This is a genomic window from Pseudomonas sp. GL93 (assembly GCF_003408955.1).
GTDB classification, from domain to species: domain Bacteria; phylum Pseudomonadota; class Gammaproteobacteria; order Pseudomonadales; family Pseudomonadaceae; genus Aquipseudomonas; species Aquipseudomonas paracarnis.
Genome location: NZ_NKRF01000081.1, coordinates 72,196 through 94,284 on the forward strand (window position 1 = coordinate 72,196; position 22,089 = coordinate 94,284).

Genomic DNA, 22,089 nt, shown 5'->3' on the forward strand with positions numbered 1-22,089 from the left:
ATCACATCAGATCGGGTTGATGCCTTGCAGGATGCTTACTTGAAGGGGTTTGAGCAACCATTATCTGTATGGATGTACAGCAATTTGTGTGGGTGCCATACGCCGTTGTAGGAGCGAGCTTGCTCGCGAAGGTCGTTAACGATGACGCGGGGCGCCTGGTGCCCCGCGTTGCTCTCAGGTTCTTCGCGAGCGAGCTCGCTCCTACAGGGGAGAGGTATCAGTTGTTTTCGATATCCACATGCCGGGTTTCCTTAAGGCAGAACAGGCCGACGATCAGGCTCACGCCCGTCACCACCACCGGGTACCACAAGCCATAGAAGATATCGCCGGTATACACCACCAAGGCAAACGATACGGTCGGCAGGAACCCGCCAAACCAGCCGTTACCGATGTGGTAGGGCAGGGACATCGAGGTGTAGCGGATGCGCGTCGGAAACAGCTCCACCATCAGCGCCGCCAACGGCCCGTAGCACATGGCGGCGATGAAGATCAGCACCACGATCAGCACCACCACCATCAGCTTGTTGACCTGGGCCGCATCCGCCGATGACGGATAACCGGCCAGGGCCACGGCGCCACGCAGGGCCGCTTCATCAAAACCGTCGATGCGCACATCGCCGACGCTCACTTGCACCGGGCTGCCCGCAGGGGCGGCGACGCTGCTGTAGGGCAGTCCCTGTTTGACCAGGAAGGTCTTGACCTTGTCGCAGGGGCTGTCAAAACGGGCCTTGCCCACTGGGTCGAACTGGAAGGTGCAGGTGGCCGGGTCGGCCAGTACGGTGATCGGCGCCTGTTGGCTGGCCTGGTCCATTGCGGGGTTGGTGTAGTGCGCAAGGCCCTTGAAGATCGGGAAGTACAGCGCGGTCGCCAGCAGCAGGCCGAGCATCAGCACCGGCTTGCGCCCGACCTTGTCCGATAGCCAGCCAAACAGGATAAAGAACGGCGCGCCAATCACCACGCTGATAATCAACAGCATATTGGCCAGGGCCGGGTCCATGCGCAGGAACTGGGTGAGGAAGAACAGCACATAAAACTGCGCCGCGTAGAAGGTCACAGCTTGCCCGCCGTTGATGCTGAACAGGGCGATCAGCACCACCTTGAGGTTTTCCCATTTGCCGAAGGACTCGCGAATCGGCGCCTTGCAGGCCTTGCCTTCCTCTTTCATCTTTAAGAAGGCGGGCGATTCGTGCAGGCTCATGCGGATCCAGGTCGAGATGCCCAGCAGCACGATGGAAAACAGGAACGGAATGCGCCAGCCCCACACTTCGAACTGATCGCCGGTGAAGTAACGGCAAGCCAGCACCACCAGCAGCGACAGCAGCAGGCCGAGGGTGGCGGTGGATTGAATCCAGCTGGTGTGCAGCCCGCGCTTGCCCGGTGGCGCATGCTCGGCCACATAGGTGGCAGCGCCACCGTATTCGCCGCCCAGCGCCAGGCCCTGCAGCATGCGCAGCACGATCAGGATAATCGGTGCGGCAATGCCGATGCTGGCGTAGGTCGGCAGCAACCCGACGCAGAAGGTTGCCACGCCCATCAGGATGATGGTCACGAGGAAGGTGTACTTGCGCCCGATCATATCGCCCAGGCGGCCGAACACCAGGGCACCGAATGGCCGCACTACAAACCCTGCGGCGAAGGCCATCAAGGCAAAGATAAACGCCGTGGTGTCGTTGACCCCGGCAAAGAACTGCTTGCTGATCACCGCCGCCAGGGCGCCGTAGAGGAAAAAGTCATACCACTCGAACACCGTCCCCAAGGAGGAGGCGAAGATGACCTTTCTTGATTCGTTGGCGGTACTTGCACTGGCCGCCGAGCCCAGGGGTTGAGCATGTTCTGACATCGGGTGTCCCTCACAGTGATTATTTATTGTTTTTCCACTGTCGGCGCTGACCTCGGCGCCGGTGTTTTTCAACTTCATATAGCGTTAATGATTACGCGGGGTGCCCTGTGGTGCGCGGTGCTGGTGGGTTTTTCGCGAGCAAGCTCGCGCCTACAGTGTTGGGTGACAGGATTAGCTGCGCGGCCTTCTCCGCGATCATCAGCGTGGGTGAGCAGGTATTGCCGGAGGTGATGCGCGGCATGATCGAGGCATCGGCAATGCGCAGGCCGGGAATGCCGTGTACGCGCAGCTGGCTGTCGACCACGGCGTCTTTGTCATCGCCCATGCGGCAGGTGCCCACCGGATGGAAAATCGTGGTGCCGATCCGTGCGGCTGCCTCGTGCAGTTGTTCTTCAGTTTGCAGGGCTTCGCCGGGCAGGTATTCCACCGGTTTGAACTGGCTCAGGGCCGGAGCGGCGACGATGCGCCGGGTCAGGCGAATGGCGTCGGCGGCTATGCGCAAGTCTTCGGGGTGGCTGAGGTAATTGGGTTGTATCAAGGGGGCGTCCGCCGGGTTGGCCGAACGAATATCCACCCGGCCGCGACTTTGCGGGCGCAGGTCGCAGACCGACGCGGTAAATGCCGGGAAGCCGTGCAATGGTTCGCCAAAGCGCTCCAGGGACAATGGCTGCACATGGTATTGCAGGTTGGCCGAGGCTTGCTCCGGGCCGGAGCGGGCAAATGCGCCGAGCTGGCTGGGCGCCATCGACAGCGGGCCGCTGCGGTCGTACAGGTAGCGCAGGCCCATGCCCATCTTGCCCCACAATGTGCCGGCGATCTGGTTCAGGGTACGGGCATTTTCCAGCTTGTAGATCAGGCGCAGTTGCAGGTGATCTTGCAGGTTGCCACCAACGCCTGGCAGCTCGTGCACCACGTCGATACCCAGCGGCTTGAGCACCTGGGAAGGGCCGATCCCTGAGCGTTGCAGAATGCCCGGCGACCCCACGGAGCCCGCGCATAGCACAATCTCCTTGCGCGCCTTCCAACTCATCGGCTGGCCATGTTGACGCCCCAGTACTTGGCAAGCACGCCCGTTCTCCAGTAGCACACGCTCAACCTCTACCTCAGTCAGCACGGTGAGGTTGGGGCGCTGGCGGATCGGCTTGAGAAACGCCTTGGCCGCATTCCAGCGCACACCGGCTTTCTGGTTGACCTGGAAGTAACCGCAGCCCTCGTTATCACCCTGGTTGAAGTCATTGATATTAGCGATGCCACTTTGAGCCGCCGCCTCACGAAACGCATCGAGGATCGGCCACGACAGGCGCTGTTGCTCGACGCGCCACTCACCGCCCTCGCTGTGGAATTCAGAGCCGCCGGCAAAATGGTTTTCGCTCTGTTTGAACAGCGGCAGTACGTCTTTCCAGGCCCAGCCCGCGTTGCCCGCCGCCGCCCAGCCATCGTAATCCTGGGCCTGGCCGCGCATGTAGATCATGCCGTTGATGGACGAGCAGCCGCCCAGCACTTTGCCCCGAGGGTAACTCAAGGCGCGCCCCTGGAGGCCGGCTTGGGGTTGGGTCTTGAAGCACCAATCGGTGCGTGGGTTGCCGATGCAGAACAGGTAGCCGACGGGGATATGGATCCAGGGGTAGTTGTCGCGGCCACCGGCTTCCAGCAGCAGGACACGGTGAGCCGGGTTGGCGGACAGACGATTGGCGAGCAGGCATCCGGCAGGGCCGGCGCCGACGACGATGTAATCGTATTCAGCAGTTGCATTGGGCATCTGGGGTCTCGCTTGTTTTTCTTATTGGGCCCATCCTAGTTGTTAGTTTTCGTCTTAAAAATGTTAGTTTTTACCCACCCGCTGTGCGTTTTTAAACAACGCCGGTTGGCCCAGGCTCTGGAGGCGATATGTTCGACTGGAATGACCTGCGGTTTTTTCTCGAGTTGCAGCGCAGTGGCCGCCTGCTCACCGCCGCCCAACGCCTGAAAACCACGCATGCCACCGTGGCGCGGCATATCGACGCCATCGAGAAAAGCCTCGGCACGGCGCTGTTCGTGCAGCACGCCCAGGGCTATGAACTGACGCCTGCCGGCGAAGCATTGCTCAAGCATGCCGAGGCTATGGAAAATGTGGCACTGCTGGCCGAAGATGAACTCACCCATTCTGCTGCGCCCCTGGGCAAGATCCGCCTCGGCGTGGCCGAAGGCCTGGGCGTGATGTTTCTGGCCGCACGCATGGGCGGGCTATTTGAACGCTACCCAGGGTTGGAGGTGGAGCTGGTCGCGGTGCCGCGCTTTGTCAGCATCCTCAACCGCGAGGCGGAGATCAGCATTCACTTGGAACGCCCCAGCGCCGACCAACTGGTGACGCGCAAACTCACCGACTACCGCCTGGCGCTGTATGCCAGCCGCGCCTATCTGGCGCGCAACCCACCCATCGAAAAACGTGAAGACCTCGCTGCCCATGCCTGGATCGATTATGTCGATGACCTGCTGTTCAGCCAGGAACTGAAGTTCCTCAACAGCTTCTGCCGTAACCCCCGAGTGGTGTTCCACAGCACCAGTGTGATCGCCCAGCACCAGGCGGCGCGTTCGGGGTTGGGCATTGCGGTGTTGCCGTGTTTCATGGCAGCTGGCGATGGGGAGTTGGTGCCGTTGTTGCCGGCGGAGGGCATTCAGCGCAGCTATTGGATCAGCTCGCGCCGGGAGCTGCACAAGTCGGTGCGGTTGCGGGTGTTGTGGGATTATGTGGTGGAGTTATGCGCGCGGGAGCAGGGCTTGTTGCTCGGCGAATCCCGCTGACGCACGCGGATTAAAAGGTGGGAGCTGGCTTGCCTGCGATGGCGGTGTGTCAGTCACTGATGTGCAAGCTGACCGGCCGTCATCGCAGGCAAGCCAGCTCCCACATTTGGATCGTGGTGTGTCAGGGACAGTCTAGAGCTTTACTACCTGATGTACCTGCTCGGCACAGGTCCGAGCCTCGTCAATCATGTTGCCGAACGCATCGCTGGTGACTTCGGCATGGGTCAACCAACGCTTCTTCTGGCTCAGGCGATAGTGATAGCGCAGCGAGCCGTTCTCCAGTTTGCCGTCCAGGTCGAGGTCGTACCAGGGCGAGCGCACCTTGCAGCCGGGGATGGCTTTTTCCATCTTCCCGCCAGCCAGGGTGTAGGTGTAGTCATAGGTTTCAGGATTGCCCAGGTAAAGGTCGGCCTGTTGCCCCTGGCGACGATAGTTGATGTAGCCCTCCCAGCGGTCTTTCAAGGATGGGTCGGTGTAGACATAGTCATTGGCCAGCTTTTCCAGGGCACGCTGATCGTTCATGTGGGCAGTGACGCTGTAGCCGTCATGCACCACAAAACGGGTGGGTTCGCGGGTGATCTGGCAGTCGCTGATGTCGTTGCCGAAGTTGGCGCAGATGTTCTGGTCGGTGGCGGTGGTGCCTTGCTGGCGGTCGGCGACGCTCAGTTGCATCAGCGGCAGGCGGCTGAAGGGAATAGTCGCCTTCACCGCGCCATCTCCCTCTTTGCCGTATTGCACCTGTTTGTCCAGGCGTATCGAGACTTCGGGGCGCTCCAGTGGGATGTGTTCTTCGCGCACCTGGCCCTGGGCGTCGTTGACCAAAACCCAGCGGTCCTGAATATCGGGCATGGTCTGGCCAGGGGCGAAGACCGGGTTGGTCGGGTCAAGCCACCACACCTGGCCATTTACTTCGGCACGTACGATGGCGTGGTTCGGCGCCTGGGTGCCGGGGATCAGCAAGGCATCGACCACGTCGCCACGGCTGACCCACGCGGTCTCAGCCTTGATGCCACTGGCTTTGAGCATGGCCGTCAGCAGCGTCGCCAGGTCCTTGCAGTCGCCGTAGCCGTGCTGCTCGATTTCCGCGAGGCTGAACGGCACATAGCCGCGCTCGGTCGCCCGCCAGTCACCCAGGTAGCGGTAGTGATCATTGATGTGCTGCATCATTGCCGCGACTTGCTCAGATGGCGCCAGGCTGCGTGCGGCGGCCACGGCGGCGGCGGCTTGCGCCGGCAGGGTGGCGCCGAGGATCTGGTTGTAACGCTGGGCGAAATCACCGAAGTACGCCTGGCGGTCCACGGCGCTCCCCACTTCCAGGCGTGGGACGCGCAGCAGTGCGGCGGCGGAGGATTCATTGATGTAGTTGAGGTAGGTCGGGGCTTTTTGCACCACGTCCAGGGTCTTGCCGTTGCTCGAAGGGGTTACCTTGAAACCGTCGAACAGTTCACTGCGCCATTGCATCGGCCGTTCGGCGGTAAAGCGCGCCTTGAAGCGATCGCGGCGGGCTGAGCTGGGCCCGAACTTGAGCACATAGTGGAACTGGGTCATCAGCGGTTTGGCCGGGTAATGCTGGCGTACCGTGTAGCGGATCTGCGTGCCCACGCGCAGGTTGGGGAAGGCCAGGGAGGTTTGCTTGTCGCGGCTGAAGCCTTGGTCCGGGTTGGGCGCGCTACGGGTATCGATTTGCGTGGCGGCCAGGGCGACCGGCTTGGCGCCAGGCTGGGTGGACTGGGCACTGACCACTTCAAAGGTGTCGGCTTCGGAGTAGTCGAAGTCGATGCGCGAAAGCATTTCGCGGCCGTTGGCCTTGAGGATCGTGTAGCGGTAGGTGGTGGTGCAATCGGTGCTGGCGTCGCGGTTGAAGTGGCAGTGCAGCTCGGTGTCACTGGCCAGCGGGGCTTCGGCTATGGGTTGCAGGGCCGCGCTGACGGAATGGGAAACCAGCCCCAGGCTGATGGCAATCAAAGGGCGGTGAAACGAAAAACGGTACATGGGCGCCTCGGGTGACACATTGAAACAGCTACCCGGCGGGTAGCGAGAAGGCGACGGATGATAATGGATCTCAACGGCAAAGGCCAGGATTGTTCGACAATTTATCGGCCTGAAAGGCCCGTGTTAGAGCCTTTCGTTGATTTATGTCATGGTTTTTATGCCACCAGCGCGGCACGCGATTAGAGGAACCAGCGATATTCCCGCGCCTGGATTTCCTGCTGGAAAGCCAGGTGGTCCTGGCGTTTGTTCTCGCAATACACGTCGACAAATTCCGCGCCCAGCTTGTCGCGCAGTACGGGTTGCTGCTGCATGGCACGCACGGCGTCGAGCATTTCGAGGGGGAAGTCGGCGCCGCTGTTGCGGTCTTCGTTCAGTGGCGCGATGGGTTCGCGCTTGGCCTCAAGCCCATGCTCCAAACCAGCGAGGATCGCCGCCAGCACCAGGTAAGGGTTGGCATCGGCGCTGGCCAGGCGGTGCTCGATCCGCAGGTTGCGTGGGTCGGAGTCGGGGATGCGCACGCAGGCGTCGCGGTCTTCAAAGCCCCAGCTCGCCCGCGTCGCAGCGTTGACCGTGCCGCCCAGGCGGCGGAAGGCGTTGTGATTGGGCGAGAAGATCGGCATGCAGTGCGGTAGCAACTCCAGGCACCCGGCCACGGCGTGGCGCAGCGGTTGCTGCTGATGGGCCGCGAGCAGGTTATTGCCCGCTGCATCGTAAAGGCTGACATGCACATGCATGCCGCTGCCGGGAAATTGCAGGTAGGGCTTGGCCATGAAGCTGGCGCGGTAACCATGTTTGAGCGCGACGCCACGAGTGCTGCGGCAGAACAGGGCGGCCCAGTCGGCGGCGCGCAGGCCGTCATCGCAGTGGCCGAAGTTGATCTCGAACTGGCCGGGGCCGATTTCGGCGGTGATCACCGTAATGTCGAGGCCTTGGTCCTTGGCGGTTTGCGCCATATCGTCGAGCACGTCGTTGAAACGCGACAGCCGTTCGATATGCAGGTTGGGCTGGTCGTCGGCATCTCCACTGAGCGGGTCGCGGGCAAATTGCGGCAAGCCGTTGTCCAGTTGTTTATCGAACAGGTAGAACTCCAGCTCAAACGCCACCACCGGGTGAATGCCCTGGTGCTGCAAGCGTTCCAGCACCTTGGCCAGGACTTCGCGGGGTTCGAATTCGATTGGCGCTTGGGTGCCGTCCGAGGTGATGAGCATTTGCCCCAATGGCTGCGACTCCCAGGTGACTGGTTTGAGCGTGCCGGGCACCAATCGGCGATTGGCGTCCGGGTCGCCATCGTTGAAGCAGTAATCGCCAATCTTGAACAGCCCACCCTGGGCCCCCAGCAGCACCGCATTCTGCGGCAGCTTCAGCGGGCTGCCGGCGGCGACTTTCTCAAGCATCTCCACCGGGTAGCGCTTGCCGTAGAAATGCCCGGGAATGTCCAGGGCGATCAGGTCGACATAGCGTACGTCGGGGTGGTTCTGGCGAAAGCTCCTTACTTCGGCCAGCAACGTGGAGGAATGGCTTTTCACGGGTGCAGCTCCTAGTTGTAAACCCACAGGACGCGGGCGGGCAGGTCGGTCAGGTTGGCGTAGCGGCAGTGGGCGAAACTGGCGAGATGGAAACTGTCGCCGGGGCTCAGGGTGACTGGCTCGGCTTCGTCATCCACCCACAGGGTCAACTCGCCTTCGAGCACAAATCCGGCCTGTTCGGCGCGGTCGCTTATGCTCTGTTCGCCGCTGTTGGCACCGGGGGCCAACAAACTGTCGAGCATCGAGAACGCGCCGTTCATGCTCGGCGACACCAGGATGTCGGTGATGCCATTGGCGTAATACACCGTGCGCCGCTCGTTGGGACGGGTGACCCAGTCCACCGCCTTGGGTTTGGGCAGGCTGTAGAAATAGGTGGTGGGCACGTCGAGGGCGTGACTGATGGCGGTTAAATCGGCCACGGTCGGGCGCGACAGGCCACGTTCGACCTGGGACAGAAACCCCACCGACCGTTCGATTTTTTGCGCAAGTTGGGCCAGGGTGAGCTTCTTGTGCTTGCGCAGGTCGTGGATCAGTGCCGCGAGGGTGGCGAGTTCTTCTTGTGGGTTCATGAAATTTATATCGAATAATTTCATGAAAAATTACACGATAAATTTCACGAAGGCAATCTCTGGCCACAGGGAAACCCGGCTGAATGATTGCGCGCCGCCGCGGTCGGAACCTGGGTATGCACCATTAATTGAAGGAGCACCCATGAAGTCGAAAACCTTAGCCGCTTGCCTGCTGGTCGCTGCCAGCTTTTCCACCGTCAGCGCTGTAGTGCAGGCCGGCGATACCCCTCAGGAAACCGTGCAACCTTCAAACATCAACGCGCGCAACTTGAAAGAGGGCGACCGTGCGCCGGATATCCTGATGCGCAAGGAGTCGGCCATCAGCGATTGGAAAAAGCGCGGCCTCAAACAGCCCGAAGAAGAAAGCCAATGGGCGCGCGTAGGCGACAAGTACGTCCTGCTCAAGACCACCAACGGCACCATCCTCGAGATTACTCCAGTCAAGAAATAATCCCGCCGGGGCACCTGCTCGTTTCATGTTTCTTGCGTTAAGGTAACCGACCCCAATGGTCGCGTTACCTTTGAAGAACGAGAGCAGGATGCTTGCCACCATAAGAAACTACCCGCGTACCGTGAACCTGTTGCTGTGCGCCACGTTGCTGCTGACGCTGGCCAAGGCCATCACCTTTCCTTATCTCGTGATCTACCTCACCAGCCATTTCGCCTTGGACATTACCCAGGTCGGCCTGGTGATCGGCAGTTCGTTGATCGTCGGCTCGCTGCTGAGCGTATACGGCGGTTTTCTGGTCGACCGCATCAATAGTTATCGCCTGCTGCTCGGGTTGAGCCTGGTGTTTGTGCTGGGGTTTATCGGCACGGTGCTGGCGCAGAATATCTGGGCGTTCTATGGCTGTCTGATCCTGATCAACCTGTCCTACGCCGTCATCGATATTGCGGTGAAAGCCGGCTTCGCCAGCCTGCTGCCTGAAGAAGCGCGCAGCGAAGTGTTTTCCATCAAGTACACGCTTACCAATATCGGCTATGCCGTAGGGCCGTTCTTTGGCGCGATGGTGGCCAAGCTGGATATCAGCCTGCCGTTTATTCTGTCGGCACTGTTGGGGCTGGGTTTTTTTCTGCTGTATGGGCGCTGGGGTGACCGTAACTTGGCCACTGTGGACACCACGCAAAAGCCGGTGCCGTTCCTTGCCGTCGCCCGCGTTTTGCTGCAGGACCGTCGCCTGGTGTGCTTCACCCTCGGCGGTTTACTCAGCGCGGTGGTGTTCGGCCAGTTCACGGCCTACCTGTCGCAGTACCTGGTGACCACCACGACCGCCGAATACACCTACACCGTGATCAGCGCGGTGCTGACCACCAACGCCGTGCTAGTGATCGCCTTGCAGTACTTGATTGGCCGGCGCATCTCGCACCGTTACCTGAGCCAGTGGCTGATCGCTGGCTTGAGCATGTTCATGCTGGGGTTGATCGGCTTCGGGCTGTCCACCAGCGTGATGGGCTGGGTGCTGGCGATGGCGGTGTTCACCGTCGGGGAGATCATCGTGTTCCCGGCCGAATACATGTTTATCGACCGAATTGCCCCGGACCACCTGCGGGGCATGTATTACGGGGCGCAAAACCTGTCCAACCTCGGTGCCGCGCTGGGGCCGGTGCTGTGTGGGCTGGTGTTGGCCAGCCTGCCGGCCCATTACATGTTCTACATGCTGGGGGCGTTTATCGTTGCCGGCGGGGGGTTTTATTTCATGGGGGCGGCGATAAAGGCAAATCATCCAGCGTGAGCTTGCCGACGTTGTTGCTTTGCAGCTCGTAGCGCAACTCATCCACCATTTTTGCCACTTCCTGCGAGGTCTGCAGGCGGTTGGTGCTGATGCCGGTAACCACCAGGTCGACACGGCCGGTCTCTGCGTCGTAGACCTTGAGGGTCAAGGACGCATCCCGGCACAGGGTGAATTCGCACGTCAGCGGTGACAGGCCTTCTTCGATGCAGTTGCGCAGTTGAGAGAGGGTAAACATGCGGGTTCCTTCAAGGCATAAATACGATCCCTTGAAGGTTATTGCTTGCACCGCCTCTCAATAAGGCGAATTCGCACTAGGCGCACTAGTGCATTTGCAGGGTCAGGGCTTGTTTTTCAGGCGCAAATCACCGGCAAACAGCCCGCGTTCACGGGCCCAGACGATCGCTGCACTACGGCTGTGCACCCCCAGCTTGGAATACACGGTGGCCACATGGTTACGCACGGTGTTGGGCGCCAGTTTCAGGCGCGAGGCAATCTCTTTGTCCGCCAGGCCCTCGCAGATCAGGCCCAATACATCGCGCTCGCGGGCGGTGAGGTCGGTGAAGGAAACATTCGGCAGGTTGGGGCTGTTGACGCTCTTGGCGTTGGCCAGCTTCTCGATCAGGGTCTGGCTGAACCAGGACGCGTCTTGCATGACTTCCTCGATGGCCGCCACCAGTTCCAGCTCCGAGCGTTTGCGCTCGGTGATGTTCATCAGCACCATCAGGTAGCAGGGCACGTCCTGGATAATCACGGTGTCGGCGGACACCACGCAGTCGATCACCTCGTTGCCTTTCTTGCGCACCTTGAGGTCCTGGCCTTCAAGGTTGCCGGCTTTTTCCAGGGTGGCGAACAACTGCGCGCCGGCCTGCGGGCTGTCGATAAAGTTGATGTCTTCGATGGATTTGCCGATCAACTCCTCGCTGATGTAGCCGGTGATGCTCATGAAGGCTTCGTTGATGTCTACCACCTGGCGGTTGTCGGCACTGCACACCAGGGTCGGCACGGGCGTCAGGCGAAAGGATTTGGCGAACCGCTCTTCGCTCTGGCGCAGGGCGATCTCGGCTTTGCGCCGTGGCTCAAGGTCTGTGAAGGAAAACAGCATGCAGTCTTCCTCGTTCATGTCCAACGGTTGGCCGGCGACGATCACCAGTTTGCTGCCACCTTCGGGCAGCCTCAGTTCGGCCTGCATCTGCGGGATGGTCGCGCCTTCGCCCAGGCGCTGGATCGCCAGGTCCTTGCGCTCGGCCTGTTCCAGCACATCCAACTCATAGACCGATTTGCCGATGACCTGGTCGCGGTTGTAGCCGGTCATCTCCAGGAAACCCTGGTTGACCTTGATGTAGCGCAGGTCGCTGAGGCGACAGATCACGGCGGGCGCCGGGTTGGCGTTGAAGGTTTTCTCGAAGCGTTGTTCGGCGCTGGCCCATTCGGTGGCGTCGCTGAGGATCAGCACCAGCAACTCCGGCTCACCCTGGGCATCGGTCAGCACCAGGCTGCGCAGGCGATGCACCCAACTGCGATGTTCGTCGTCGGCGGGCGTGACTTCCACCACCACATCGCTGAACTCTTCACCTGCAGCCACGCGGCTGAGGGGGTAGCTGTCCAGTGGCAAGGGATGGTTGTTGCGATAGCGCAGGGCAAAGCGCTTGGCGTACGCCTCGGTATTGGCGCCCAGTTCCTTGACCTCGCTGACCCCATGCATGGTCAACGCCGCTTCATTGGCCCACAGAATGGTCTGGTCGACCTCAGCCAGGATCACACCGTCGGACAGTCCCGAGATGATGGTTTGCAGTTGGCGGCGGTTGGGTTCTTTGGCGAGAACATCCTGGGTCATAACGTCTCCGATTAGGGCAGGGCAAGGCACATTGGGTTACGACATCCTGGCTTGAGGATAGTGCAGAGTAATTGCCCACGGGGCAGTGCGAATGCACCAGAGCGCCTGGTGCATATGGGCCAGGACTGAACGTATGTCGTTTCGCCACACTCACACCCATCAAGGCGCATTGCCTTGCTCCTCAATTTGAAAAGGACCTTTGTATGACCACTGTCTATGAAACCAATCGATCGCTGTTTCGAGTGTCGTGGAGCTCGGTATTGGCCGGTAGTGCAATCGCACTGGTCACCTACCTGGTCTTGAGTGTATTGGGCACCGCCATTGGCGCCAGTGCCGTTGACCCGATGGAAGCGGGTAACCCGTTGAGCGGTTTTGGCACGGGTGCGGGTATCTGGTTGTTTGTATCGACTCTGGTTTCCATTGCATTGGGCGCATTCGTGGCCGGTCGTACGGCGCCGGATCGCGGCGGCTTGCACGGGGTGCTGACCTGGACCCTGACCACTTTGCTCACCACTTGGCTGCTGGCAGGCCTGGCCGCAAGCGTCGTCGGCACTGCCGGCAACGTCGTGGGCAAAGGTTTGTCCGCAGCCGGCAGTGGCATTGCTGCCGCAGCGCCGGGGATTGGCAATAGCATCAAGCAACAGTTGAACGAGCAGGGCATCGAGCTGGACTGGAACAGCCTGCAAGGCCAACTGGATACTTTGCTCAAGCAGAGCGGCAAAGCTGAGCTGGACCCTGCCAATGTTGAGCAAAAAGCCGATCAGGCAGCTGCCGATGGCAAGCAGTCGGCTACCGATGCAGCGACCAACCCTGCCCAGGCCGGTGATGAGCTCAAGCAGTGGTTCGAACGTGTGAAAGCGTCCGGCGAGCCAGCACTGAATGCAGCGGATAAAGAGGCGCTGGTCAACATCGTCGCGGCCCGCACTGGCAAGAGCAAAGAAGAAGCCACCCAGATTGTCGACAACTATGCCCAGGCTTATCAGCAAGCCGTGCAAAAGGTCGATGAGCTGAAAAAACAGGCTGAACAGAAAGCCCGTGAAGCCGGTGAAGTCGCTGCCAAGCAACTGTCCCGCGCGGCCTGGAGCACCTTGGCCATGCTGCTGTTGGGCGCAGCCTTGAGCTTCTTTATCGGTCGTATCGCGCTGACTACCCGTCGCGTGCCCTTGGCTTAAAAATGTCTGCGGCAAGGACGCCGCCTGTGTGAAGGGGTAAAATGCTGGCATTTTACCCTTATCTCACAAAGGTGCCCCTTGAGCGCAGGCAAAGCCGTCGGACTGTTAGTACTCACTTCCCTGTTGGCGGCGTGCGGCACCTCGCCGCCACGCACGCCCAACGACCTCTGCGGTATCTTGCGCGAAAAAGATGACTGGTACGACGCCGCCAAGGTCACGCAAAAGCGCTGGGGCGTACCGATCCAGGTGCCGTTCGCCATCATGTATCAGGAGTCGGGCTTTCGCCACGACGCCAAAACTCCGCGCAAATACCTGCTGTGGATCATCCCATGGGGCCGCGTCTCCACGGCTTCCGGCTATGCCCAGGCCAAGGATGAAGTGTGGAACGACTACCGCAAAGCCACCGGCCGCAGTGGCGCTGATCGCGAAGACTTCGACGACGCCATCGACTTTATCGGCTGGTACATGGACAAGACCTACACCATCAACGGCGTCTACAAATACGATGCCTATGGCCAGTACCTTAACTACCACGAAGGCTGGGGCGGCTATCGCCAGCGCACCTACGCCAGCAAAGCCTGGCTGCCGCCGGTAGCGAGCAAGGTACAGGCGCGTTCGCAGATGTATGCGCGCCAATATGCCGGGTGCAAGGATGAGTTGGGGCGCGGGTTCTGGAGCCGGTTCTGGCATTGGTTATAAAAAGCTTTTGAATGCGCGCAGATCCAATTGTGGGAGCTGGCTTGCCTGCGATAGCGGTAGTGCAGACACAGATGCAGTGACTGACACACCGCCTTCGCGGGCAAGCCCGCTCCCACATTGGATCTGTATGCATTCCAGCGAGCGGTCCACCATGTGGGCCATTCCCCTGCACTTGCCAAACCCATCCGATTCTGGGAAAACCCCAGCCTTTTCACGCCTTCAATGAGAACCCCATGAGCAACGATGAACTGCAGGTCACCGACATCCGCCTGGGCGACGGCAAAGCCGTGGTCAAGGGCGCGCTGATCACCACCCAATACACCGGCACCCTGGAAGATGGCACGGTGTTCGACTCCTCTTGGGAGCGGGGCAAACCGTTCCAGTGCGTGATCGGCACTGGCCGCGTGATCAAGGGTTGGGACCAGGGCTTGATGGGCATGCAGGTTGGCGGCGTGCGCACCTTGTATGTACCGGCGCACCTGGCCTATGGCGAGCGCTCGATGGGCGCGTATATCAAGCCCAACAGTAACCTGCGTTTCGAGATTGAATTGCTGGAAGTGCTGACGCGGGATGATTGAAGAGGTTGAACATGGACGTTGATCCACAGGTGTTACCTGGCTGCTCCCTCGAAGGCATTCGGGTGGTTGAGCTGCTTGGCTGCGATGAGGCTGAGCTACAGCAGTTTTTTGAACAGGCGCCGGCTTACTTCATCGCGGTGAATGGCGAGCCGGCTACCCCGAGCGAAGCACGGGAAGAATTACACGGTCAGTTACCCGCCGGCTGGCAGTGCAGCCGCATGTACTGGCTGGGCTACCGCGATACGCAAGACCAACTGGTCGCCGTGGTGAATATCGCCTTGGATTTGCTCGCCGCCGGGGTGTGGCACATCGGGTTGTTGCTGGTGCATACGCGCTGGCACGGCAGCGGGCTGGCGCAGCGCTTGCACGCGGACCTTGAGGCATGGGCGGTGGCTAAGGGCGCGCAGTGGCTACGGTTGACGGTGGTGGTGGGCAATATCAGGGCGGAGCGCTTTTGGCCCAGGCTTGGGTATGTACAGGTGCGAACTCGTGAGGGCATCAGGATGGGACGTCAGGTGAACAGGGTGTCCATCCAGATCAAACCTCTCGGCAACAAGACCATTGCGGGCTACCTGGCGCTGGTTGAACGGGACCGCCCCATCACCCTGTAGCACGTACCGCGCTCATGGGCGCGCGGTGCCTGATTTCTCCAGCTCCTTGCTGTCAACCGTGATCCCAAATCTGCCGTACAGCTCCTTTCGCCCCTTGGGCGTCAAGGCCAATGCTCGACTATCAAGGTCCTGGATGACCCAGTTTCGGCTTATAACGGCCTGTAGAACAGCGGCCCCCAGTGCGCCGGCGAGGTGAGGGCGGCGCATGCTCCAATCCAGGCATGAGCAAGCGAAACGACGTCGCTGTGCCCTTACGGTTTCTATTTTGACACCGAGCCCCGTCATCGCTTTTTCGCCCTCCACGCTGAGCTGATACGTACCGTCACCAGCGACCGGCATGCTCAACCAGCCGGCGTCGATGAAATAGTCGTGCAGTTGTACAGCCAGGGATCCTGCCATGTGGTCATAACAGGTCCGCGCCAACTGCAATCGACTGGGGGCCGTCGAAACGAACTGGGTCTGCGCGTTTCGGCTGATCACCATGAGAGCTTCGATAGCTTGGGCCACGTGCGCGTCTGCCAGGCTGAAGTAGCGGTGCCTGCCCTGCGTGTGCAGTTTTATCAGACCGTCCTCTTTGAGCCTTGCCAAGTGCGCGCTCGCCGTGGATGCACTGACGTCGGCGATGACAGCCAATTCGGTGCTGGTACGGGCGTGACCGTCCATCAGCGAACAAAGCATTTTCGTCCTCGCGGGCTCCGCAATGGCGCCTGCGACACGGGAAATAGCTGTGTCATTGCTTTGGGAATCCATATTTCGTTCCTGAGCGAATCGTGAGGGTGACGATTGCTCGATATTAGCCGTTCTTTGTGAAAAGGACTGCCAAAATGACGCCGTTTGAAGCCGCTACTCATGTCGATCCCTACGTTTATTACTCATGCCTCAGGCAGCAAAGGGAACTGTTATTCGATGCAGATCTTGGGGTATGGATTGCCAGTGGCGCCGGCGTTGTCGAGGCCATTCTGGAACATCCCGACTGCCTTGTACGTCCACTGCACGAGCCGATTCCAGCTGCCCTTGCGCAAGGCGCCGCAGGCGATATTTTCGGTCGTTTGATGCGCATGAACGAGGGGACGCAACACCAGTGCCCGCGCAGGGTTATCGAGCCCACAGTGGCCTTGATGGGCACGCAAAACATCGCAGGCCTCGTGGCGCAGGTCGTCGAGACATTTGATATCTCGGGCGATAACCCGAATGAGTGGATGTTCACGTTACCGGTTTCGGTCATTGCGACCTTGATAGGTTTCACATCCATCCAGCTACAGGAGGTCGCGCAGCTGACACGGGATTTTGTTGCCTGTCTGTCGCCGTTAAGTGACGAGGCTCAACTCGGTAAAGCCCATTGCGCGGCTGCACGGCTGAGCCAGATGTTCCAGGCGCTGCTGAATAACGATGATAAAGGTAGTGGTGTATTGGGCCGTCTTTATAGCGATTACGACGCTTCAGCCTGGGAAGATGATGATGCATTGATAGCGAATCTGATCGGGCTATTGTCACAGACCTGCGAAGCCACCGCCGGACTGATCGGCAACACCCTCATAGCGCTCCAACGTAATCCTGAGCTGTTTGAAGGCATGCAAGCCACACCCACGCTTGTCGCTGAGTGGGTGGCAGAGGTAGCGCGCCACGATTCACCGGTACAAAACACTCGGCGGTTTGTTGCCAGGCGATGCACGATTGGCGATAGCGTTTTAGAGGCGGGCGATACCATTCTATTATTGCTCGCTGCTGCCAACCGAGACCCTTGCGCCAACGCAGACCCCGACAGCTTCTTGCTCAAACGAGCGCTACGACGAACCTTCAGCTTCGGCTCAGGAAGACATCAATGTCCAGGCCAGCCATTAGCATTGGCTATTGCTTCAGAGGTGATTTCGGCATTCTTGCATCGACAGCCCAACGCATCTGCCCGTGATTATCGCTGGCGTTATTTGCCTTCCCTGAATGGCCGTATCCCGCGGTTCTACCGTGATGAGGAGACTCAACAATGATCGCTGTTATTTTTGAAGCCTGGCCGCACGAGGAGCACTACCAGCGTTATCTCGACCTCGCTGCCGAACTCAAGCCCCTGCTTGCTCAAATCGATGGTTTCATTTCAGTTGAGCGTTTCCAGAGCCTGAGTGAATCTGGAAAGCTGCTCTCGCTATCATTCTGGCGTGATGAGGAAGCAATCCAGCAGTGGCGCAGCCTTGAGCTACATCGAGCAGCTCAATCAGCAGGCCGTCGGCAGGTTTTTGCTGACTACCACCTGCGTATTGCTCAGGTAGTGCGCGATTACAGTCTCGAGGATCGTGTTCAAGCGCCGGCCGATAGCAGGCAAGCTCATGAATGAAAGCACTGCACCTGGCCCCTGGCTGGGGCTTGCCTGCGAATGCGGTGTGTCAGGCAGTGAATGCGTAGCTGATACACCGTCTTCGGGAGCAAGCCCCCTCCCACATTTGCTGGCAGGTGGGGTTGAGAAAGGCGTTCCTGAACCCATCCTGAAGAAATTTCGTATTCTCTACGCGGGCACTTTCCTACAGTTTACTCCGCCAACATCGGGGCGTAAGCTTCGCGCGTTTTCATCAATAGCGGAGACCCTCAGTGGGTACTTGTTCGAGTGACAGTCGTCGGCCGGTTTCGGTAACCGGCCTCTTGGCAAGGTAACGCGCATTTTCCAGATGCCGTTGTCTCGCCTCATAAAGCGAGAAGCGGCATCTCGGCGGTGGCCAGCCCTGGCACCTGCCTGATCCTCTCTCATCGACGCTGACCAGCACCTGGGTAACGCCTGGATGCTACGGACGCGCCTGCCTGTTACGGCGGGCGGGCCAGGTTCGGCTGTGCCTGTGTGACGGGCGCGGTGTGGACGGGCAGTACCTGCACGACGGTTTTTCCTCGCGCAGGAGTTACACCATGAATCTCACTTTGCTCAAAGAGTTCTTCGCCGGTTTCCTGCGGACCCGGCATATCGCCCGGCATTTTCGCCGCCTGGCGATGCTGGAGACCGTGACCGATGCCAGCGTCAGCCGCGAAGTACCGCCCAGCCTGGCGCAGACACTGGTGGCGTGTGCCAACCGCAGCACTGTGCAATTGCTGGGCGTGCTGGGCAGCCACGCCGAAGGCCTGAGCACCCAGGAAGCCGACGCCCTGCGCGTGCAATACGGCCTCAATGAAGTCGAGCATGAGCAGCCGCTGCCGTGGTGGGTGCACCTGTGGCATTGCTACAAGAACCCATTCAACCTGCTGTTGACCCTGCTGGCGGTGATCTCCTGGCTGACCGAAGACATGAAGGCCGCCACGGTGATTTTTTCCATGGTGGTGCTCTCGACCCTGTTGCGCTTCTGGCAGGAGGCCAAGTCGAACAAGGCCGCCGACGCCTTGAAGGCCATGGTAAGCAATACCGCGACGGTGCTGCGCCGCGATGCTGCCAAGCGCATTGAACTGCCGATCAAGCAACTGGTGCCAGGCGATCTGATTGTATTGTCGGCCGGCGACATGATCCCCGCTGACTGCCGCGTGCTCAGCGCCAAGGACTTGTTCGTCAGCCAGGCGGCGATGACCGGTGAATCCATGCCGGTGGAGAAGTTCGCCCACCAGCAGGACGCCCACACGCGCAACCCGCTGGAGCTGGAGAATATTCTGTTCATGGGCACTAACGTGGTATCTGGCGCCGCTACGGCGGTGATCCTGGCCACCGGCAACAGCACGTATTTTGGTGCCTTGGCGCAACGCGTCACGGCGACGGACCGGGCGACTACCTCGTTCCAGCAGGGGGTCAACAAGGTCAGTTGGTTGCTGATTCGCTTTATGTTCGTGATGGCGCCGCTGGTGCTGTTCATCAACGGTTTCACCAAGGGTGACTGGACCGAAGCGTTGCTGTTCGCGCTGTCGATTGCGGTGGGCCTGACCCCGGAAATGCTGCCCATGATCGTCACCTCGACCCTGGCCAAGGGCGCGGTGTTTCTGTCGCGCAAGAAGGTGATCATCAAGCGCCTGGACGCGATCCAGAACTTCGGCGCCATGGACGTACTGTGCACCGACAAGACCGGCACGCTCACCCAGGACAAGATTTTCCTGGCGCGCCATGTGGACGTGTGGGGCCAGGAGTCGGACGACGTGCTGGAAATGGCCTACCTCAACAGCTACTACCAGACCGGCTTGAAAAACCTGTTGGATGTGGCCGTGCTCGAGCATGTGGACATCCATCGCGCGCTGAAAGTCGGCACCGCGTTCCACAAGGTTGACGAGATTCCCTTCGACTTCAACCGCCGCCGCATGTCGGTGGTGGTGGCCGAGCAGCACCAACCGCACCTGTTGATCTGCAAAGGGGCGGTGGAAGAAATTTTGTCGGTGTGCAACCGCGTGCGCCATGGCGACGTCGATGAAGCGCTGACCGACGAACTGCTGGCGCGCATTCGCCAGGTGACGGCGGCCTTTAACGAAGAAGGGCTGCGGGTGGTGGCGGTAGCGGCGCAGCCGATGCCGGCGGGGCGCGACACCTACACCCTGGCCGATGAAAACAACCTGACGCTGATCGGCTATGTGGCATTTCTCGACCCGCCCAAGGAAAGCACCGCGCCCGCCCTCAAGGCCCTGAAGGCCCATGGCGTGGCGGTGAAAGTGTTGACCGGCGACAACGAACTGGTCACGGCGAAGATCTGCCGTGAAGTGGGTCTTGCGCAACAAGGCTTGCTGATGGGCAACGATATCGAGGCGATGAGCGACGCCGAACTGGCCCTGGCCGTGGAAACCACCAATGTGTTTGCCAAGCTCACCCCCAGCCACAAGGAACGCATCGTGCGTCTGCTCAAGGCCAACGGACATGTGGTGGGCTTTATGGGCGATGGCATCAACGACGCTCCGGCGTTGCGCACGGCGGATATCGGGATTTCGGTGGACAGTGCGGTGGACATCGCCAAGGAAGCGGCTGACATCATCCTGCTGGAGAAGAGCCTGATGATCCTGGAGGAGGGCGTGCTGGAAGGCCGGCGTACCTTCGCCAACATGCTCAAGTACATCAAGATGACCGCCAGTTCCAACTTCGGCAACGTGTTTTCGGTGTTGGTAGCCAGTGCCTTCATTCCGTTTCTGCCGATGCTGCCGATGCCCCTGCTGGTGCAAAACCTGCTGTATGACATCTCGCAAATTGCGATTCCGTTCGACAACGTCGATGACGAGATGCTTGCCACGCCGCAACGCTGGCAGCCGGGGGAAGTGGGACGCTTCATGTTGTTCTTCGGGCCGATCAGTTCGATCTTCGACATCACCACGTTCGCACTCATGTGGTATGTGTTCGATGCCAACACTCCAGACCACCAGACGCTGTTCCAGTCCGGCTGGTTCGTGGTGGGGCTGCTGACCCAGACCCTGATCGTGCACATGATCCGCACGCCGAAAATCCCGTTCCTGCAAAGCCGTGCAGCGCTGCCGTTGATGCTGATGACCGGCGTGATCATGGCCGTGGGGATATTCCTGCCGATGGGGCCTTTGGCGCACTACTTCAAATTGCAGGCGCTGCCGTCGCTGTACTTCGTGTTCCTGCCGGTGATCTTGCTGGCGTACATGGCGCTGACTCAGGCGGTGAAGGGCTACTACATCCGCAGGTTTGGCTGGCAGTAACAGGTTCCATACAACACCGCAGGTTCCTGTGGGAGCCGGGCTTGCCCGCGATGACGGTGTATCAGTCGCCAGATTCATTGGTCGGTGTACCGCTATCGCAGGCAAGCCAGCTCCCACAGGAACCTGCGGTGTTTTCCAATTTGTCGCTGCAATCATGGAGATTTTTATGCAGGCAATCAACAACATCAACCTCAACTCCCTGGTCGACACCGTGGTCAGCCTCAGCGCTGCGTTTATTCTCGGTGGCCTGATCGGGTTCGAGCGCCAGTACCGCCAGCGCACCGCCGGCTTACGTACCAATGTGCTAGTGGCGGTAGGCGCGGCGATCTTTGTCGACATGGCCAACCGCCTGGGCGGTGCGGAAGGCGCGGTGCGCGTGGTCGCTTACGTGGTGTCGGGCATCGGCTTTTTGGGGGCGGGTGTGATCATGCGGGAGGAGGGCAATGTACGCGGGCTTAACACTGCCGCCACCCTCTGGGCTTCGGCGGCGGTAGGCGCCTGCGCCGGGGCCGACCTGATCCTCGAGGCCTTGCTGGGTACGCTGTTTGTGCTGGCGGCCAACACCTTGCTGCGGCCGATCGTCAATAACATCAACCGCCAACCCTTGGACGTGGTGTCGGCAGAGGTCACCAATATTCTCTATGTCATTGCGCGCCGCAGTCAGCAACAGGCCGTGATGGTGTTACTGGAAGCCGAGCTGGCACGCTGCAACTACCCGGCCAGCGATGTCGACGTGCGGCCGTTCGGCAGCGACGAAGTGGAAATCGAGGCCATCCTGGCCGCTACGTCGGTGGATGGCGACGAGTTGGATGCACTGGTGGCGCGTCTCTCAACATCAACCCTGGTGGTACAGGCTTTCTGGAGCCCGAGTACCACCGATTGACCCTATGGGCTGGCCAGGATTGGCTAAGCTTGCTTGTGGAAAAATCCTACACCTAGTCCGGATTATCCCTTCAGTTGAAACATCATTGCGTTGCTAAGGTTGGGCACTTGCGGCTGTTGGGCCATTGAGGTCCGGCGTCCGTGGTTATGCTGAGTTAATTGAAGGGGCCAGACACCGCCTCGTTACCGTCCTGAAAGGGCAGTGCCGCTTGTCGGAACTGTCAGTTCTCACAGGTACCCGGGTGCGGTGTGATGTGTAAGGGTATTTTGTCCACATAGG

The 22,089-nt window shown here is 60.1% G+C and carries 19 protein-coding genes; 11 read left to right on the top strand and 8 right to left on the bottom strand.

Going from position 1 to position 22,089, the window contains the following annotated elements; genetic code table 11:
* Nucleotides 1-217: 217 nt before the first annotated feature.
* Nucleotides 218-1,840: an MFS transporter gene (locus CER19_RS17830; protein ID WP_116667364.1), complete on the bottom strand. Its 1,623-nt coding sequence runs from the start codon at nt 1,838-1,840 to the stop codon at nt 218-220.
* A gap of 91 nt (nt 1,841-1,931) precedes the next feature.
* Nucleotides 1,932-3,599, bottom strand: a complete 1,668-nt coding sequence (locus CER19_RS17835; protein WP_116667365.1) for a GMC family oxidoreductase — start codon at nt 3,597-3,599, stop codon at nt 1,932-1,934.
* Nucleotides 3,600-3,727: 128 nt separating this feature from the next.
* On the opposite strand from CER19_RS17835, the gene CER19_RS17840 reads away from it, so the two are divergent.
* A complete protein-coding gene (locus CER19_RS17840) occupies nt 3,728-4,621 on the top strand; it encodes a LysR family transcriptional regulator (protein WP_116667366.1) in 894 nt (297 codons plus the stop codon).
* 132 nt (nt 4,622-4,753) lie between these two features.
* Here the strand turns inward: CER19_RS17840 and CER19_RS17845 are convergent, their stop codons facing one another.
* From CER19_RS17845 to CER19_RS17855, 3 genes are all read right to left on the bottom strand, one after another.
* A complete protein-coding gene (locus CER19_RS17845; protein WP_116667367.1) occupies nt 4,754-6,613 on the bottom strand; it encodes a DUF3857 domain-containing transglutaminase family protein in 1,860 nt (619 codons plus the stop codon).
* 179 nt (nt 6,614-6,792) lie between these two features.
* Nucleotides 6,793-8,139, bottom strand: a complete 1,347-nt coding sequence (locus CER19_RS17850; protein ID WP_116667368.1) for a glutamine synthetase family protein — start codon at nt 8,137-8,139, stop codon at nt 6,793-6,795.
* 11 nt (nt 8,140-8,150) lie between these two features.
* The gene (locus CER19_RS17855) at nt 8,151-8,708 is read right to left on the bottom strand and encodes a helix-turn-helix domain-containing protein (RefSeq protein ID WP_116667369.1); all 558 of its coding nucleotides are present in this window, start codon (nt 8,706-8,708) and stop codon (nt 8,151-8,153) included.
* Between the two features lie 142 nt (nt 8,709-8,850).
* Between CER19_RS17855 and CER19_RS17860 the strand changes: the two genes are divergently transcribed.
* Nucleotides 8,851-9,159: an RcnB family protein gene (locus tag CER19_RS17860; protein ID WP_116667370.1), complete on the top strand. Its 309-nt coding sequence runs from the start codon at nt 8,851-8,853 to the stop codon at nt 9,157-9,159.
* Nucleotides 9,160-9,247: 88 nt separating this feature from the next.
* A complete protein-coding gene (locus CER19_RS17865) occupies nt 9,248-10,441 on the top strand; it encodes an MFS transporter (RefSeq protein ID WP_116667371.1) in 1,194 nt (397 codons plus the stop codon).
* Here the strand turns inward: CER19_RS17865 and CER19_RS17870 are convergent.
* Nucleotides 10,404-10,676: a DUF1652 domain-containing protein gene (locus CER19_RS17870; RefSeq protein WP_116667372.1), complete on the bottom strand. Its 273-nt coding sequence runs from the start codon at nt 10,674-10,676 to the stop codon at nt 10,404-10,406. The two genes, CER19_RS17865 and CER19_RS17870, sit on opposite strands and share 38 nt — an antisense overlap.
* Before the next feature lie 102 nt (nt 10,677-10,778).
* Entirely contained in the window at nt 10,779-12,275 is a 1,497-nt protein-coding gene (locus tag CER19_RS17875; RefSeq protein ID WP_116667373.1) for a PAS domain S-box protein, read from the bottom strand.
* 203 nt (nt 12,276-12,478) lie between these two features.
* On the opposite strand from CER19_RS17875, the gene CER19_RS17880 reads away from it, so the two are divergent.
* The 4 genes from CER19_RS17880 (at nt 12,479) to CER19_RS17895 (ending at nt 15,335) form a co-directional block, all read left to right on the top strand.
* The gene (locus CER19_RS17880) at nt 12,479-13,447 is read left to right on the top strand and encodes a hypothetical protein (protein ID WP_116667374.1); all 969 of its coding nucleotides are present in this window, start codon (nt 12,479-12,481) and stop codon (nt 13,445-13,447) included.
* A 78-nt stretch (nt 13,448-13,525) separates the two neighbouring features.
* The gene (locus tag CER19_RS17885) at nt 13,526-14,146 is read left to right on the top strand and encodes a hypothetical protein (RefSeq protein WP_116667375.1); all 621 of its coding nucleotides are present in this window, start codon (nt 13,526-13,528) and stop codon (nt 14,144-14,146) included.
* 233 nt (nt 14,147-14,379) lie between these two features.
* Nucleotides 14,380-14,724, top strand: a complete 345-nt coding sequence (locus CER19_RS17890; RefSeq protein WP_116667376.1) for an FKBP-type peptidyl-prolyl cis-trans isomerase — start codon at nt 14,380-14,382, stop codon at nt 14,722-14,724.
* A gap of 11 nt (nt 14,725-14,735) precedes the next feature.
* Nucleotides 14,736-15,335, top strand: coding sequence for a GNAT family N-acetyltransferase (locus tag CER19_RS17895; protein ID WP_116667377.1), 600 nt, complete (start codon nt 14,736-14,738; stop codon nt 15,333-15,335).
* 12 nt (nt 15,336-15,347) lie between these two features.
* Here CER19_RS17895 and CER19_RS17900 read toward each other — a convergent pair whose 3' ends face one another.
* Nucleotides 15,348-16,085 carry a helix-turn-helix transcriptional regulator gene (locus CER19_RS17900; RefSeq protein ID WP_116667378.1) on the bottom strand — a complete coding sequence of 246 codons (738 nt, stop codon included), beginning with the start codon at nt 16,083-16,085 and terminating at the stop codon, nt 15,348-15,350.
* A gap of 74 nt (nt 16,086-16,159) precedes the next feature.
* Here CER19_RS17900 and CER19_RS17905 point away from each other — a divergent pair, with 74 nt between their 5' ends.
* The 4 genes from CER19_RS17905 (at nt 16,160) to CER19_RS17925 (ending at nt 21,810) form a co-directional block, all read left to right on the top strand.
* The gene (locus CER19_RS17905) at nt 16,160-17,320 is read left to right on the top strand and encodes a cytochrome P450 (protein WP_116667379.1); all 1,161 of its coding nucleotides are present in this window, start codon (nt 16,160-16,162) and stop codon (nt 17,318-17,320) included.
* A complete protein-coding gene (locus CER19_RS17910) occupies nt 17,317-17,661 on the top strand; it encodes an antibiotic biosynthesis monooxygenase (RefSeq protein ID WP_116667380.1) in 345 nt (114 codons plus the stop codon). The genes CER19_RS17905 and CER19_RS17910 overlap by 4 nt, the downstream gene beginning before the upstream one ends.
* 560 nt (nt 17,662-18,221) lie before the next feature.
* On the top strand, nt 18,222-20,927 hold the full coding sequence (mgtA, locus tag CER19_RS17920) for a magnesium-translocating P-type ATPase (RefSeq protein ID WP_116667382.1): 2,706 nt from the start codon (nt 18,222-18,224) through the stop codon (nt 20,925-20,927).
* 166 nt (nt 20,928-21,093) lie between these two features.
* The gene (locus CER19_RS17925; RefSeq protein WP_003190369.1) at nt 21,094-21,810 is read left to right on the top strand and encodes an MgtC/SapB family protein; all 717 of its coding nucleotides are present in this window, start codon (nt 21,094-21,096) and stop codon (nt 21,808-21,810) included.
* Nucleotides 21,811-22,089: the final 279 nt, after the last annotated feature.